This window comes from Shewanella sp. YQ_9 (assembly GCF_043103185.1).
Taxonomy (GTDB): Bacteria; Pseudomonadota; Gammaproteobacteria; order Enterobacterales; family Shewanellaceae; genus Shewanella; species Shewanella algae.
Genome location: NZ_JBICJO010000020.1, coordinates 76,992 through 92,073, shown reverse-complemented (window position 1 = coordinate 92,073; position 15,082 = coordinate 76,992). Strand labels below are relative to the sequence as shown.

The window sequence follows — 15,082 nt, the reverse complement described above, 5'->3', positions numbered from 1 at the left end:
GCTCTTTGTTTATTGAAAAAAGACAATATACCCGGCGTTACCAGGTATCCAATTCTGTGATCTTCAGATTCAGCAGCTGCTTTTGCCACTGGTTTTTATCTACTCCTTCAACCCAGATCACCGAGGATTGCCGCTGCTGGCCCTTGCGCAGATAGGTTTCCGGCATACGTTTGATGGCACGCCAGACCTGCAGCTCCTCTTCTTTCATCTTGCGGCCCTGATCGTTATAGAAGCTGGCACTGATCAGGACTTCGACCATATCTTCACTGCTGTTGCTGTCAAGCTCGAAGGTCAGGCCCAGTTTGTCGCCTTTCCACTGCACTTGCTGCAGCGAAACGCTGATCCCTTCTCTGGCTGTCTTGCCGAGCAGTCCGGGAGTGGTCATGGCGCTCTGGGTCAACTGTTCGACCACGGCGGTTTTGCTTGGATCTGGCTTGGTGGCCATTTCCACTGCAGCCGCTGTGGTATGGGCGGCCGTATTCGGCATCTCGGCAACCACTTCTTCAGTGGTCGTTTCGGGTTCGGCGGCGCTGATCACCGCCTCCGTGAGCACATACTCCCAGGTGAAGTCATCTTTGAGTATGACTCTGGCACCATTTTCCAGAGTGACTTCGGCCACCTGGGCCGGCTCGGCGATGGCAAAGCTTGAGCTCAGTACCAGTGCCAGGGCGCTGACGGCAAAGCTGGGTTTGAAAAGATTTTGTTTCGACATGAAAAAATTCGCTCGGCTGAATCCTGCGTCAACAATAACCGGGCTAACCTGGGCTGGCAATGACGAAAAACACAAACTTGGTTGCTTGGCATACAGTAAGCTGGGACTGTATGTTCAAGTGCCTGTGCTTGGGGAAGGTGCGAATAAGTCCCATGTGTGCTCTGCGTTGGCTTACCGGGTTGGATACCAGGCTTGGTTCGCAGCAAATGACCCAGTCCTTAGCAATGAGGTGAGGTTGTTGCTCGCTAATGTGTCAGCCTTGGCTGCAAAGGGTGTCAGAATTTTCTTGTCGGCGACTTTGGCTCTGGGTATGCCTGAAGGGTAAGGGCATTATGATCTTTTATGCTTTGGCTGCGGTAGAGAGTCCTATGACACATCCACCCGGCTTTGTGGCGAATTAAACCATTCAATGAAACAATCGCCAAGTTTGTAACTCTTTGGTCAGCGTTTACTTACAGCATACCCCCCTATATGATCCCGCTCTTAGTCTATTTGATAGTTTGGAGAGGGTATGCCGTCGAATACCAAGGCCTGGTTGTCGAAGGCTCTGCAATTTGGCGGGGGATGCTTTTACCTGTTGCTGGCCTCTTGGAGTCTGTTCCATGTGGCAGGTTGGGTGGGCACACTACCTGACCATAGCGAGCACTGTCAGGAATCGATACTGCTGAGTAGTTGGTCGCCGGATAAAGATTGGCAGGCCGACATCAGTTTCTCCAACTGCAGCCTGCACGGGCACGGACATTGGCAGAGCCATCTGGACTTGACTGATCTTGAGTCGGGTGAGCATTTTCCGAGTTTGCTGGTGGTATCTGGTCGCCACGATGAGTTGAAGCTCGACTGGCACAATCACAGAGAGTTATTGATTTCCGGGCTTCCCATAGATCACCTGGAGCACTTCCAGCAGCCATTGGGTGCTGAAGTGGTGCTCGCCCTAAAAGGTGATTGAGCGCACGTTTTCCTGTGCGGACGGGATCGACTGTTCAGCCAAAGTTAACACCTGTATGTTACTCTGCAACCTGACTCAGGTTTGAGTCGGGATGAGTGATTTTTCTCTGAGAGGTTAATTTTGGATAACTTGGACAAAGACTTGAGATTCGAACTGTCACACTGGTTATCGCAGCTGGGTATCGATAGCCAGCCAGCCGACGGTTTGTCCACTTCGCTCATGGTGCTTGCCTGCCTGTTGTTGGCGGGACTGGCTTATTTCATTGTTCGTCGCGGTGTGGTGCGGGCGATGAACCTGGTGATTCAACGTTCCAAGGTCACCTGGGACGACATCTTTATGCGCCACAGAGTGTTGGAAAAGCTGGCCATGCTGGTGCCGGCCCTGGTGCTCAACCTGCTGATCCCCATAGCACTGACAGACCATAAACTGCTGGCCAGTCTGGTCGACAGGCTGCTGAGTGTCTGGCTGGTCGTCTTGCTGATCCGCGCTGCCTATTCGGCATTGGATGCGGTCAACGAGGTGGCGGACGTTAAGCTGATTAGCCGTCGTCTACCGGTGAAGAGCTTTGTGCAGTTGATAAAGCTGTTCCTGTTCTTCGTTGCCATCATTATTTCCATCTCTGTGCTCGCCAACCAGTCTCCTGTCTACTTCCTCAGCGGCTTGGGTGTCGCCACAGGTTTGGTGATGTTGGTGTTCAAGGACACCATTTTGGGGTTTGTTGCCGGTATTCAGCTGGCGGCTAACCGCATGGTCAGCACCGGCGACTGGATCCAGATGGATAAATACGGCGCCGATGGCGCGGTGGAAGAGGTGTCGCTGACAACGGTCAAGGTTCGCAACTGGGACAAGACCATCACAATGATCCCGGCCTATGCGCTGGTATCAGACGCCTTCCGTAACTGGCGTGGTATGTCTGAGTCCGGCGGCCGCCGAATCAAGCGCTCGGTCAACATAGATATCAACAGCATACGTTTTCTGACCGAAGAGGACAGGAAGAAGCTGGAGAAGATTAACCTGTTGAAAGAGTATCTGCCGAAAAAGATCCATGAGATCACTGAATGTAATGCCAAGGTGTCGGATATCGAAATGCCGGTCAATGGCCGCAGGCTGACCAATGTGGGAACCTTCAGAGCCTACCTGCTGGAGTATCTCAAGCACCACGACAAGGTGCATAAGGAGATGACCCTGATGGTGCGGCAGTTGGCACCCACCACCGAAGGTCTGCCGATCGAGTTATATATCTTCACCAATGATACCCGCTGGGCATATTATGAAGATATTCAGTCAGATATCTTCGATCATATCTTTGCCATCTTGCCACAATTCGATCTGCGTGCCTTCCAGGGCCCAACCGGCAATGATATTCGCAGCTTAAAAGATAATGGAGCCGGTGCAAATAAACCCACGTAGGCTTATTTACACCTTCCCTAAAGCCCTTCCTTAATCTTTAACGGCCAATACAGTGGCGAGGGTGACAAACACCCCGCCACTGACGCGATCCAACCAATGCAGCCGTTGGCTGCGCTTAAGCCATGAGGCCAGCACACTGGCCATAGAGGCGTAAATCATCACAAAGCTGAAGTCTACCAAGGCCCAGGTGGAAGCCAATACTGCCAACTGAGGTCCCTGGGGTGCGCTTACGTCGATAAACTGTGGAAACAGGGCGGCGAAAAACAGCAGATCCTTGGGATTGCTGATCCCCACCAGAAACGCCTGTCGAAACAGACTGAGAGGATGGCCATGTCCCTTGGGGCCGACACTTTGCTCGGCCGCATGGGGCTTGGTGAGCAGCAGTTTAATCCCCAGATACATAAGGTAAGCGGCACCGCACCATTTGAGCAGGGTAAAGCCGTATTCGCTGGCATGCAGCAGGGCGCTCAGTCCAGCGATGGAAGCCAGCATCAACAGCAAGGCTGCTGTGACACTCCCCAAGGCCGTGGCCAGACTGCGGCGTTTACCAAAATGGATCCCGTGAGAGATAGATAACATGGCGATCGGGCCGGGGGAGATGGCTATCAGTAAGATCGCAAACAGGTACAGCAGGAAGGTCTGGTGATCCATAATTTTGTATACAAAGTTTCCGGGTAAGCGTCACTATAGTCCCGTGACGCCTGCCGGACAAGACTCACTTGTCCGCTGAATAGTCCGGAATCGCCTTGGGGAAGCGGCCGCGAATACCGCGGTAGAAGGCGATAAGCTGATCCATGTCTTGCTGCATGTCCGCACTCGGTATCAAAGGCTGATTGATCACTACCGCCTTCTGGCTGAAGTCCAACCCCACGGCCACAATCGGTACCCCTGCCTTGGAGGCGATATGGTAGAAGCCTGTCTTCCAACGCTTCACCGGGCTGCGGGTGCCTTCCGGAGCAAGCGCCAGCTTGAAGTTGGGATCCTGACGATACAACTCGCTGACCGCATCGACCAGATTGTTGTTCTTGCGTCTGTCTACCGGGCTGCCGCCTATGGCTCTGAAAAACCAGCCCCAGGGAGGAATGAAGAGTTGATGCTTGCCGAGAAAGTGGATCTTGACCGCCAGAGCCCCACGGGCGAGCACACCGAGAATAAAATCCCAGTTACTGGTGTGGGGGGCCACTATCACCAGATACTGCGGGGAGTCGGGCAGTTGTCCGCGAATTTGCCAGCCGAACAGAGAAAGCAGCCATTGGCAGATTTTTTTAAACATAGAGAGATGCCAAACCTTGGGTTGATTAAAGGTATAGTCCAAAAGTGGTCAGGGAGACGTCAGTCCTGTGCTTGGCGAAGACTTTCATTGACTTAACATAAACCTTCACTTAAGCAGTGGCCGAGGGAAAACATGATTTCAGCATTATCCCGTTTGTGCAAGCCTGGGTTCTTCTTCCTGAACACAGCCTGGCCGTCCACATCATACCAAGACGATGATTTACCCAGATCTGTCCCTATCGTACAAGGTAAGATGCGAACGAATCTCATATGTGCTCTGCGTCGGCTTACAGGACTGGATGCAAGGCATGGTTCGCAGCAAATGGCCCTGGTCCTTTGCAAGAAGCACTTCCCAAACAGATAGGTTAGTATCATACATAGAAGCCCAGTGATTGTGGCGACACAGTTTCCGGGTCTTGTTCAGGGAGGTGCAAAGGAGGGAGTATGAAAAAATTAATCTTTGGGCTCCTGTCTGTACTGCTGCTTGCGATCGCCCCGGCCAAAGCGGTACCGACAGATGAAATTACCGAGTTGCTCAATCGTCAGCAACAAGCCTGGAATCAAGGCGACATCAATGCCTATATGTTGGGCTACTGGCACGATCCCAAGCTGAGATTTGTCTCCAAAGGCGAGTTCAGATATGGCTGGGACAAGATGCTGGCCGCCTATAAGCGCAGCTATCCGGATCGTGCGACTATGGGCCAGCTCAAGCTGGAGCTCAAGGATGTGCAGATGTTGAGTAACTATTCCGCCTTGGTGGCCGGTCGTTGGGTACTGCTAAGACAAAAGGATAGTCCATCCGGGGTCTTTACCCTGTTGCTGGAGAAGAAAGACGACCACTGGGTAATCACTCACGATCACTCATCATGACTTGCATAGGGAATTAGATTTATCTAATATCTTTCCATTAAAAAAATCTAATGGAACGCCCTATGTTGAAACCTACACTTATCGCCTTGCTGGTTTTCGCCTTGGTGAATCAAGCCATAGCCGAGCCGGCAACGGCAGAATTTAAAACCGAGGCAGCCGCACTGGCCAAGCGCTTTGCCCAAACACTCAAGCCGCAACTGCAGCAAGCTCTGGCCGAAGGTGGCCCGGTGGCAGCCATCGCGGTTTGTTCCCATAAGGCGCCGGAAATTGCCCGCCAGCTTTCGGCCGAGAGTGGTTGGCAGGTGAAACGTGTCAGTCTGAAACCCCGTAATCCGGCGGCCGAGCCGGAGGCCTGGCAGCGACAGGTTTTGCTGTCATTTGATACGCGGGCCGCAGCCGGTGAAGACCCGCAGACTCTGAGCCAGGTTGCCCAGACAGAGTCACAGCTGCGTTTTATGAAGGCCCAGGGCGTAGCACCGCTTTGCCTCACCTGCCACGGCAGCCAATTGGCGCCTGAGGTCAAAACCGCATTGGATGAGCACTACCCGAATGACAGCGCCAGAGGTTATCAACCGGGGCAGATCCGCGGCGCCATCAGCATAGTGGCTCCGCGTTTGTCAGCGCAAAACTGAACTGCTCCAACCCCAATTGCCGCCCCTTGCCATCATACCTGGCTTCGTAAAAGTTCAGCTGACCCTCGCGGGAGAGGAATATCAGGCTGGTGGCCCGGGTGCCGTATTCCGGGTGGCGAATATAGATGGACGACAGGCGCCGCTCCCATTCCAGGCTGACACCTGTGTTTGGCAGGCTGGTGTCCGGCGCCGGGGTCTCATCATGCATTATTGCCAGCAGCTTATCTATATCCGGCTTGGCCGATTGGCTTATCAATCGCTCCAATGCCTGCTCGCCGCGGGCCATCTTGGGCCAGATATCATCCAAGGCACCATTGCTGATGGCGTGAAAGCCCCTGTTCAAGCGGCGCAATGACTTATCCGGGCTGTGATAACACCAAAAGTGCTTGCCCTGGCCGAAAACCAGATTAAAGGGATTATAGTTGTCGCTGTGCTCGCTGAGCCATTGCGGTTCTATTGGGGTTTGGCTATCGAGCGCCTTGAGCACCAGTTCCCCGCGGCTACGCATACCATCCGGCTGAGTGATCGGCTGACGGATATTGGTGAGGCCGGCCACCATTCCCAGGCGATTACAGCCAAGCCAGGTACCCCCTGCCTGCAGATCCTTACCCGCCAGCAGTTGCTGCTGAGGTGGCCAAAAGTGTGCCGGGGCCGTGGGCCTGTGGTGAAACTCATCACGGTTGGCGCAGAGGATCAGCGGATAATCCGGGTGCTGATCCAGTGCCAGAAACAGAATGCACATGGGCTGTCCTTATGCCTGGTCTAAATGCGGGCTTATCCCACAAGTTAGCCAACAAAGGCGCCAATTGACAGGGTTAAATCAGTGAGAGCCTTTGTCTTGATGCTCATGGCCATTATGGTGAGCATGGCCGTGTGAACCATGACTGTGGCCTGAGTCATTGTGTTGTCCCGAGCCATGATCATGGCTGTGGCCTTTGGCCAGCCACATTCCCCGCAAAAACTTGCGTGGCCCCTGACGAAGCAAGCTGCTGGAGTAGAGCAGACACAGCAGCGTCAGCGCCGGGTAGCTTATCTCTTTCGGCAGATCGCCCAGCTCACGCCACTGTGGTTGCCACCAGGCAATGCCGCTAAGCAAAATGAGTAACAGCAACAACATACCGAACCGTTGGCTCCAGCTCATCAACTTGAGTTGTGACAGGTTAAGCACAGGTGCGGCTATCAGGGTCAATGCTACCGCCAAGGGGCTCCAGCCGCTGTAGGCCAGCGACATAGCCAATACGGCGGCGCCCAGATTACAGAAACGCAGCGGCAGAAACAGCAAGGCCAGCACCAGCACTTGCGCCACCGGATGCGACAGCGGCACTGACGGATGGCCTATCAGATTGGCGAGGATCAGACTGAGCAAGATCCAGGGCGCGCTTCTATCCACCAGATGGGTGAAACCGAAATGCCAGGGCGACTGCGGCACCTTGGCGTGGGGATCGGTCAATTCGACGTGGGCACGGCTCAAAAACAGTCCCAACGCGACAAGAGCGAGTGCTTGCAGCAGGGCAAACTGCCAGCCCAGCAGTACCAAGGTCAGCAACAAGGCTTCGGGGCCGGCGAGACGCTGCAGCCAGCGCCCCGGTAGCGAGGCTTGAGTGGGTGACAGCCCCGCGGCAAAACGTATGCTGGCCAGGGCGTAGGCCGCCAGCAATACCGGAGCCAGTAACAACAGCCAGTGCAGCAGTTGATCTGTGCTGTGGTCATGATGAGCGTGTTGGTGGCCGCCGGAATCCATCATTAGCAGCAATGCCAGCAGGCCTATCCCCAGCAGGCTGCCTATGCCGGCATGGTATTCATATTTGCTGCTTGGGGTCTGCTGCCCATGGCCATGGGGCTGATGCAGCACCACATGCAAAATAGAACCTGTGACAAAGGCTTGCAGGTAAACGGTATTATCCAGGCTCAGATGGCTGAGCAGCTGCTCACCGGCGAAGTAGCCCACAGAAGTCAGCGCCATCATGGCCAACAAAACCAGGCTGGCCCAACGAGTGCCGACCTGGGGTTTGAGTAACCACCAAATCGCCAGGCCCACAGGCAGCCTGTGCATGATTACCCCAAGTGCCAACAGGCTGGAGTTGCCTTCCTGTTGTGCCAGCACCATGGCGCCACCATCTGTGATGGTGTGCAGCAACAAGCCGCCGATCCCCAGCGTGAGGGTCAGGTTATGGGTGATCTCTGAATAGCGATGAAACAACTTCTCGCTGGCACTCGGGCCCCAAAGGCCGAGGATTACGAAGATGATCGCCAGTATGCCGCCGTGTTCCAGCAGTTCCGGCAGGATATGGATCAGTACCAGGCCGCCGAGGGAAACAAAAATAAAGCCGTCTAGACCCTTCTGCAAACCGCTTCCTGAAGAGAAGTAGCGATAAAACAGTGGACCCAGGAGCAGGGCGATACAACTGGCGACGAGATAGAGCATGAATTTCACGGCTGAAGTTTAGAGAACGCCATAGTATACCAGCAGCTGCGCAAATGAGCAGTGCCGTTACCTGGAATTTACCTTGAAGGATTTTCCACCCGAGACCAAGGATAAAAGTCCACTGCCGGTGACCAAAAAGTTATACAATAGTCGACTCTATGTTGTTTTGTTGGTGAATGGATATTTATGGATACTCTGTCGGCTGCCGTAATGCTGTTTCTCATTATGGATCCTTTGGGCAACTTGCCTATCTTTGCCTCTATATTGCGTCATATAGAGCCCAAGAAACGCCGCCGAGTGCTGATCAGAGAGCTGATTTTTGCCTTGTTGATCATGCTGTTGTTTCTTTACGCCGGTGAAGCCATCCTGAGTTTCCTCAACCTTAAGTCAGAATCGGTCAGTATTGCCGGTGGCATTATCCTGTTCCTGATAGCCATTAGGATGATCTTCCCCCAACCCGGTGGGGTGGTGGGCCTGGCCGCCGGTGAAGAGCCTTTCATTGTGCCTATGGCGATTCCCTTGATGGCGGGCCCTTCGATTCTGGCGGCGCTGATACTGCTGGCCCATACGGATAGCAGCCGTATGACGGACTGGACCATAGCCCTGGTAGCGGCTTGGGGCGCCAGTGTGGTTATCCTTATGTTCTATAAGCTATTTACTAGGGTGTTGGGTGACAAGGGGCTCACGGCGGTCGAGCGCTTGATGGGCATGGTGCTGGTGATGATTTCGGTGCAGATGTTCCTCGATGGTGTCTCCCGATATTTGAATCCCTGAGTTGTTAACCGTTTTGTTGAGTCGAGGTAGAAGTGCTTAGTTGTGCCCTGATCTGTGCTTTGAGTCTGGCCGCCGGAGATTATGACAATCTCTTGCCCTATCAAGGCACGCCGCAACAAGCACAGGAGCGGGACGTCGCCGGGAATCTGAAGATCCCCGCTGTCTACATGGATATGGGCGCTTGGCATGGATACCACCTGCCGGACGATCCTGCATTTTATGGCAGCTTCACCGGCCCCTTGATCATCGCCCAGGAATACAGCCTACATCTGGCGCCCAGCTTGCAGCACCTCAGTGTATTGGAGTTGAGCACAGGGCAGGCTAAGAATTTTGCCGAAGCGGAGAGACGCCTGTTCAGTCGCCCGGATGGCCTGTATCAGGAATATTGCTGGAAAGATCTCAGCCTAAGTACCAGGCTCTATTTCGCCGATGAGCGCAGTTCTCTGATTGAGACTGTACTGGAAAATACCGGCTCCCAAGCCGGTCAGTGGCAATTGCAGTGGCAGGGAGAGCCCTTCGACAAGGCGGTAGGCAAGCCCTGGATTGCCGGCAGACAATTTGCGACCAATCAACTGGAGTGGCAGTTTCGGCCACTGAGAAAAACCTGGTCGCTGCTGCTCGATGATGCCAAATTCCGCATAAGCTTCCGTGAACCCACCTTCCTGGAAGAGCGGGGGGCTCGGGGGTACCGAGCCAGTTCTGAAGTGCTGAACCTGGCCCCCTCTGAGCGGCGCAGTTTTCTCAGTGCCCAACAATATTTTCACACCGCAGCTGAGGCAAAGCCGCTGCAGTGGCCTAAGTTGTTGCAGAGCGCCGAGCGCAACCATAGTCGCTGGGGTTGGCGTCTGGCCAAGTTAGCCGATGGTGACTTGGGGCAAAAGCGCATGGCGGCCAGGGCCATCAGCACCCTGGCACATAACTGGCGCAGCCCGGCCGGGGCCCTGCGTCACCACGGGGTAACGCCTTCGGTCACCTACCAATGGTTCAATGGTCTCTGGGCCTGGGATAGCTGGAAACAGGCGGTGGCCTTGGCGCGAGTCGAGCCCTGGCTTGCCAAGTCCAATGTGCGGGCGATGTTTGACTATCAATTTGATGAGCAGGATCCCGTCAGGCCCCAGGATGCCGGCAGCATGCCGGATGCGGTGTTTTACAACCAAGATGCGGCCCGCGGCGGTGACGGCGGCAACTGGAATGAGCGGAATGGCAAACCGCCGCTGGCGGCCTGGGCCGTATGGGAGATTTACCTTCAGGACGGTGACAAGGCATTTGTCGCCGAGCTTTACCCAAGACTGATGGCCCTGCATGCCTGGTGGTATCGCAACCGGGATCATGACGGCAATGGCCTGGCAGAATATGGCGCCAATCTGCATCCGCTGCACGGTGAGCCCGGGTCGCTTAATCGTGATGCCATCATTCAGGCAGCAGCCTGGGAGTCCGGGATGGACAATGCGCCTAGATTCGATGCCGATAACAGCCTGCTGGTACTGGAAAACCGCGACGCCAAGGGGCGTTTGCTCGGCTACTCACTCAATCAGGAGAGTGTCGATCTCAATGCATTTCTCTATGCCGATAAGCAGTATCTGGCGCAAATGGCCAGTCTGCTGGGGCGGGAAGCCGAAGCAATGCAACTGCGGCAACAGGCCCAGCGACTGGGACAAGCGATTCGGCAGACGTTTTACGACCCTGCCAGCGGTTTCTTCTACGATGTACGCTTCGATGCCGAGGGCAAGCGGCGATTGCTCAGCGACAATAAGGGCACTGAAGGTTGGATCCCGCTGTGGGCCAGTGTCGCTTCGCCTGAGCAGGCCGAAGCGCTGGTAAAGCGGCAACTTAGGCCAGAAAGCTTCGGCACCCAGGTGCCGTTTCCGACCGTGAGCCGCGACAGCCCAGAGTTTGCCCCCGACAGATACTGGCGCGGGCCGGTATGGCTGGATCAGGCCTTCTTTGCCATCAAGGGGTTGCAGCATTACGGTTACCGGCAACAGGCAAGTGCAATGTCGCGGCGTTTGCTGGCGGCCACTGCCGCCGATAGCCGGGATCTGCCGATACGGGAAAATTACCATCCGCTCAGTGGTGAAGGACTGCATTGCACCAACTTCAGCTGGTCAGCTTCGGTCTTGTTGTTGCTTTATAACGAAGGTTTGTTGTCTGAGGCTGAATAATCCCTGAATGAGGCGAATTGGTCGCGACTTTCTGCTGTGCAATCTCATGTGCTGCTGTTAATCTTCTGTACTATCTCTGTTAACGATAAGGTGCGGCCGGTGCGACTGCCATCAACTCTTGCTATCTGTTTGTTTCTGGGTGCCTGTCAGACTGGGGACGGCACGGGAACCGACGTCGTTCAGGAAGGAAACCGAGAGGTTAAACCTTTGTTGCCCTGTGGCAGTGGGGCACCTGTAGTAAATCGGGCTAAAATTAAAGCCAGTCTGATAGAGCGCAACATCATCACTCCGCAAATGAGTGAGCAAGAGGCCGAAGCCAAGGTCTCTGAGTATATTCAGCAGCGCAATCAGAAGTTTGAAAAGTGTATTAAGGAGCCCAAGTCATGAGTTTGAAGTCGTTACTGGCCCTGGCCTTGGGGGCATCTTGCCTATTTGGGGCAACGAATGTTTTAGCCGCTACGGCTCCGGCGGATCCCGGAGTGATCAATAAAGAGCAGATCCTCTATTGGCTGGTGAAACGTGGTGAACTCGATGCCGAGGCCTCTGAAGAGGAACGGCAGCAGGCGCTGGCGGCTTATACGGCCAAATCTACTGGTGCAGGCAGCAAGGCCGCACAAGTGCTCAAGGCCAGAGAACAGCAACTGTTGCAACAGGCACGCAGTAATAGTCTGCGTCAAAGCAAGTTAATGCGGGCACAGTCGCGGGTGGCCGATACCGATGTAACCAAGCGGGTCAAGGTGTTGGCCGTGCTGGTGGATTTTCCCGACTTGCCCTATAACAACAATCGCCTGAGTCCAGGCGATACCGAGATGTATTACGCCAACTATTCGGTAGCCCATTACCGAGGTCTATTGTTTTCCGATGCAGGTTTCCCTGGGCCCCAGGGGCAAACACTGCCCTCAGCCTATCAGTACTATCAAGCCGTTTCCGGCCAGAGCTTTTTCTTCAACGGTGATGTGAAAGGTTGGTTCAGAGCCAGCCAGAATGCCGCCTACTATGGTGCCAACGACCCGAATAACAACAATGACGACAAAGCTGCCACCGAATTGGTGGAAGAGGCGGTCGCGGCTGCAGTTGCTACCATGAGCGCCGATGAGCTGGCGCAGTATGATATTGAAGATCCTTATGATATCGACGGTGACGGCAACCTGGATGAACCCGATGGGATTTTGGATCATGTGATGATCTTCCATTCCAGCATAGGTGAAGAGGCCGGTGGCGGCGTGCTCGGTGATGATGCCATCTGGTCACACAGATTCTTTGTTCCCTCGGCGCCAGGTCAATATGGTCAGGCTATCCCGGGCAGCAATATGCGTCTGTTCGGTTACACCATTCAGCCGCTGGATGCCGGAACCGGTGTCTGTACCCATGAGTTTGGTCACGACCTCGGTTTACCGGATGAGTATGACACCAGTACCGAAGCCAGCGACGGTTCGCCTGTGGGCCTCTGGTCTCTGATGTCCGGCGGCAGCTGGGCAGGTTCTCCGAGAGGCTCGCAGCCAAGTGGTTTCAGCCCCTATGCCCGCTCATTCCTGCAGGACAGATACAAGGGCCGCTGGGTCAACGAACAATCCATGGATTATCAGGCGCTGGATAGCAACGGTACTCAGGTGTCGCTTGCGCATGCCAATAGCAGTGGCGTAAACCAGTTGGCCATCAAGCTGCCGTCTGATTCCATCGCCTTTACCCCTGCCTATCAGGGGCAATACCAGTACTATTCGAATCAGGGCGATCAGCTCAACAATGCATTGTCGTTCGAGTTGCAACTACCCATGAGTACCAGTTTGACCCTGAAGATGAAGGCCCATTGGCAGATAGAGCAGGACTACGACTATGTGCAGCTGCTGGTGGATGGGGTGCCATTGGCGGGAAGCCATACCAAGAGCAGCAACAGCATCAACAATGCCGCCAATATTATCAGTGGTGACTCGGCGGCCTTGTCCGGTGGTGAGGGGGAACAGGGCTGGCAGGAGATAAGCTTTGATCTCAGCGCCTATGCCGGTATGAGCAAGCAGATAAGCCTGGTGTATCGTACCGATGAGGCGGTCGGTGGCTATGGCTTTGCTGTCGATGATATACGTCTCGAGAGTGACGGTAATCTGGTCTACAGCGATGATGCCGAGACGGCTCTGGAGACTGTGGTGCTTTCCGGTTTTGTTCGCACCGACGATACTCGCCCGGGCGCGCCGCGGCGTTATCTGCTGCAACTGCGCAACTACCAGGGCGTTGATGCCGGACTGCAGCAGGATAGCTATGAGCCGGGGCTCTTGGTTTGGTATGAAAACTTGGCCTACAGCGACAACAAGGTGGCTGAGCATCCTGGATACGGCCTCATTGGGGTGGTAGATGCGGATCAAAACCTGATAGGTAACCGGGACTCTGAGGTGCAGGTCCGTGATGCCAGCTTCAGTCTCTATCCACAGTCGGCTTTCTTCGGTGATACCCATCTTGGCAACAATAGCCTGTTTGATGACAGCGATGACTATAGCGCACCACTCAAGCCTCAGGCTGGCCTGGTGCTGCCCAAGCTGGGTCTTATGGTGCAGCTGCTGACCCAGGAGCAAGACAGCAGCCAGGCGCAGGTGTTGGTGAGTAAACGCGGCGACAGCAACGGCACAGAACTCAGCGCCAGCATTTCGGCCCAGCAGGAAGGTGGCGATGTCAGTTTCAGCGCCAATCTCAGTGGCGGTACTGCACCTTACACTTATCAGTGGGACTTTGGTGTCGGCGGCGTTGGCAGTACCCAAGCGACGCCTCAATACAGCTACAGTGAGTCCGGCACCTACACAGTCACACTGACGGTGACAGACGCCAATAACCGGCAAACCGTGACCAGCTTGCAACTGACTGTCAGCATTCCTCTGTCGGCGCTGTTCGATATCAGTGGTACAGGTTTAACCGTGCAGTTCAATAATCTCAGCCGCGGTGGCAGCGGAGAACTCAGTTATCAGTGGGACTTTGGTGATGGCCAGAGCAGCACAGTTGCTTCTCCCTCGCATACCTACAGTGCGGCGGGCAGCTACAGTGTGCGCTTGGTTGTGACTGACTCACAGAATAATCAGAGCAGTAATAGTCGCACCTTGGTGGTCTCCAACCCGGTTGTGCCCAATACGACACAAAGCAGTTCCGGCGGTGGTGGTGGAAGTCTCGGTGGCCTGAGCCTATTGGGGCTGGCACTGATCGCCTGGCGGCGCAGGCGTTGACAGAATAAGGGACGCCTTGGCGTCCCTTATGTTTTGGGGAGTTCAGCAAAGGCTTTGTTTGATTAGGGGGCTAGTGGGCCTTGGTTAATGGCGGCAACCGCCGCCGGCAGGAAAATTTCACCGACAATCAGCTGTTGCTCCTGGAAGTGAAAATAACGTCTTCTGCCCCATATTGCCTCAGTGGTGGGTTGTGACAGTGAATCGGCGAGGGAGGCAATCCTGGATTGGCTGTCGAAACTGGCGACTTCTATGGCGCCGGGTTCAAAGCCGATATCGCCGAACAACAACTCTCCCAGTGGGCGGGAGCCCAACTTGCCCAGTCTCTGCTGTTGCTCCAGCAGCTTTGCCGGGATCAGGGTGCGGCCAAAGACCCAGGGAGTACCGTCCAGGCAGAGCAATACTTCCCTGATCCAGATGGCTTTATGTTCCTTACCCTGCCACTCCCGAGTGGATGAGGGCAGCATGGCTTCGCCGAGCAGTTTGACCTCAAAGTGGTTGCAGCAACTCTTGAGTCTCTTGGTGAGACTGCCGGTCGCCAGCAGCCAATCGTGCAATGGCGCTGCGGGAAGTTGCTGTGATTGCTCTGGCGAAAACCACTGAATTGATTCACCATAAGGAAAGCTTAAACTGGTCACACTCATCGGATACCCGGTACAATATTACAACCCGGGAGTCT

14 protein-coding genes are annotated in these 15,082 nt (G+C 54.8%); 8 read left to right on the top strand and 6 right to left on the bottom strand.

Annotated features, from left to right (window positions below; all coding sequences use genetic code 11):
* Positions 1-37 precede the first annotated feature (37 nt).
* Positions 38-712: a DUF3157 family protein gene (locus ACF8D4_RS05975; RefSeq protein ID WP_392468523.1), complete on the bottom strand. Its 675-nt coding sequence runs from the start codon at positions 710-712 to the stop codon at positions 38-40.
* A 511-nt stretch (positions 713-1,223) separates the two neighbouring features.
* Between ACF8D4_RS05975 and ACF8D4_RS05970 the strand changes: the two genes are divergently transcribed.
* Entirely contained in the window at positions 1,224-1,658 is a 435-nt protein-coding gene (locus ACF8D4_RS05970) for a hypothetical protein (protein ID WP_054745069.1), read from the top strand.
* Between the two features lie 129 nt (positions 1,659-1,787).
* Entirely contained in the window at positions 1,788-3,068 is a 1,281-nt protein-coding gene (locus ACF8D4_RS05965) for a mechanosensitive ion channel family protein (RefSeq protein ID WP_025889546.1), read from the top strand.
* 30 nt (positions 3,069-3,098) lie between these two features.
* On the opposite strand, the gene ACF8D4_RS05960 is transcribed toward ACF8D4_RS05965, so the two are convergent.
* Positions 3,099-3,719 (bottom strand): LysE family translocator, encoded by a 621-nt coding sequence (locus ACF8D4_RS05960; protein WP_045283906.1) that lies wholly within the window; start codon positions 3,717-3,719, stop codon positions 3,099-3,101.
* Positions 3,720-3,783: 64 nt separating this feature from the next.
* Positions 3,784-4,341 carry a lysophospholipid acyltransferase family protein gene (locus ACF8D4_RS05955; RefSeq protein ID WP_025010597.1) on the bottom strand — a complete coding sequence of 186 codons (558 nt, stop codon included), beginning with the start codon at positions 4,339-4,341 and terminating at the stop codon, positions 3,784-3,786.
* 443 nt (positions 4,342-4,784) lie between these two features.
* Here ACF8D4_RS05955 and ACF8D4_RS05950 point away from each other — a divergent pair, with 443 nt between their 5' ends.
* Both ACF8D4_RS05950 and ACF8D4_RS05945 read left to right on the top strand, forming a co-directional pair.
* Positions 4,785-5,210 (top strand): SgcJ/EcaC family oxidoreductase, encoded by a 426-nt coding sequence (locus ACF8D4_RS05950; protein WP_096142427.1) that lies wholly within the window; start codon positions 4,785-4,787, stop codon positions 5,208-5,210.
* Positions 5,211-5,272: 62 nt separating this feature from the next.
* Complete coding sequence (locus tag ACF8D4_RS05945) at positions 5,273-5,842, top strand: DUF3365 domain-containing protein (protein WP_392464774.1); 570 nt, start codon at positions 5,273-5,275, stop codon at positions 5,840-5,842.
* Here the strand turns inward: ACF8D4_RS05945 and ACF8D4_RS05940 are convergent.
* On the bottom strand, positions 5,805-6,584 hold the full coding sequence (locus ACF8D4_RS05940; RefSeq protein WP_392464771.1) for an NRDE family protein: 780 nt from the start codon (positions 6,582-6,584) through the stop codon (positions 5,805-5,807). The genes ACF8D4_RS05945 and ACF8D4_RS05940 overlap by 38 nt on opposite strands.
* Positions 6,585-6,662: 78 nt before the next feature.
* Complete coding sequence (locus ACF8D4_RS05935; protein WP_208125365.1) at positions 6,663-8,267, bottom strand: metal transporter; 1,605 nt, start codon at positions 8,265-8,267, stop codon at positions 6,663-6,665.
* 186 nt (positions 8,268-8,453) lie between these two features.
* Here ACF8D4_RS05935 and ACF8D4_RS05930 point away from each other — a divergent pair, with 186 nt between their 5' ends.
* The 4 genes from ACF8D4_RS05930 to ACF8D4_RS05915 are packed head-to-tail and all read left to right on the top strand — an operon-like array spanning position 8,454 to position 14,406.
* Entirely contained in the window at positions 8,454-9,041 is a 588-nt protein-coding gene (locus ACF8D4_RS05930; protein ID WP_028780556.1) for a YhgN family NAAT transporter, read from the top strand.
* Between the two features lie 32 nt (positions 9,042-9,073).
* Positions 9,074-11,203, top strand: coding sequence for a trehalase family glycosidase (locus tag ACF8D4_RS05925; RefSeq protein ID WP_392464769.1), 2,130 nt, complete (start codon positions 9,074-9,076; stop codon positions 11,201-11,203).
* Positions 11,204-11,251: 48 nt separating this feature from the next.
* A complete protein-coding gene (locus ACF8D4_RS05920; protein ID WP_144220487.1) occupies positions 11,252-11,590 on the top strand; it encodes a hypothetical protein in 339 nt (112 codons plus the stop codon).
* Entirely contained in the window at positions 11,587-14,406 is a 2,820-nt protein-coding gene (locus ACF8D4_RS05915; RefSeq protein ID WP_392464766.1) for an immune inhibitor A domain-containing protein, read from the top strand. Before ACF8D4_RS05920 ends, ACF8D4_RS05915 begins: the two co-directional genes overlap by 4 nt.
* Positions 14,407-14,468: 62 nt before the next feature.
* Here ACF8D4_RS05915 and ACF8D4_RS05910 read toward each other — a convergent pair whose 3' ends face one another.
* Positions 14,469-15,047 (bottom strand): chorismate lyase, encoded by a 579-nt coding sequence (locus ACF8D4_RS05910; protein ID WP_144220489.1) that lies wholly within the window; start codon positions 15,045-15,047, stop codon positions 14,469-14,471.
* Positions 15,048-15,082: the final 35 nt, after the last annotated feature.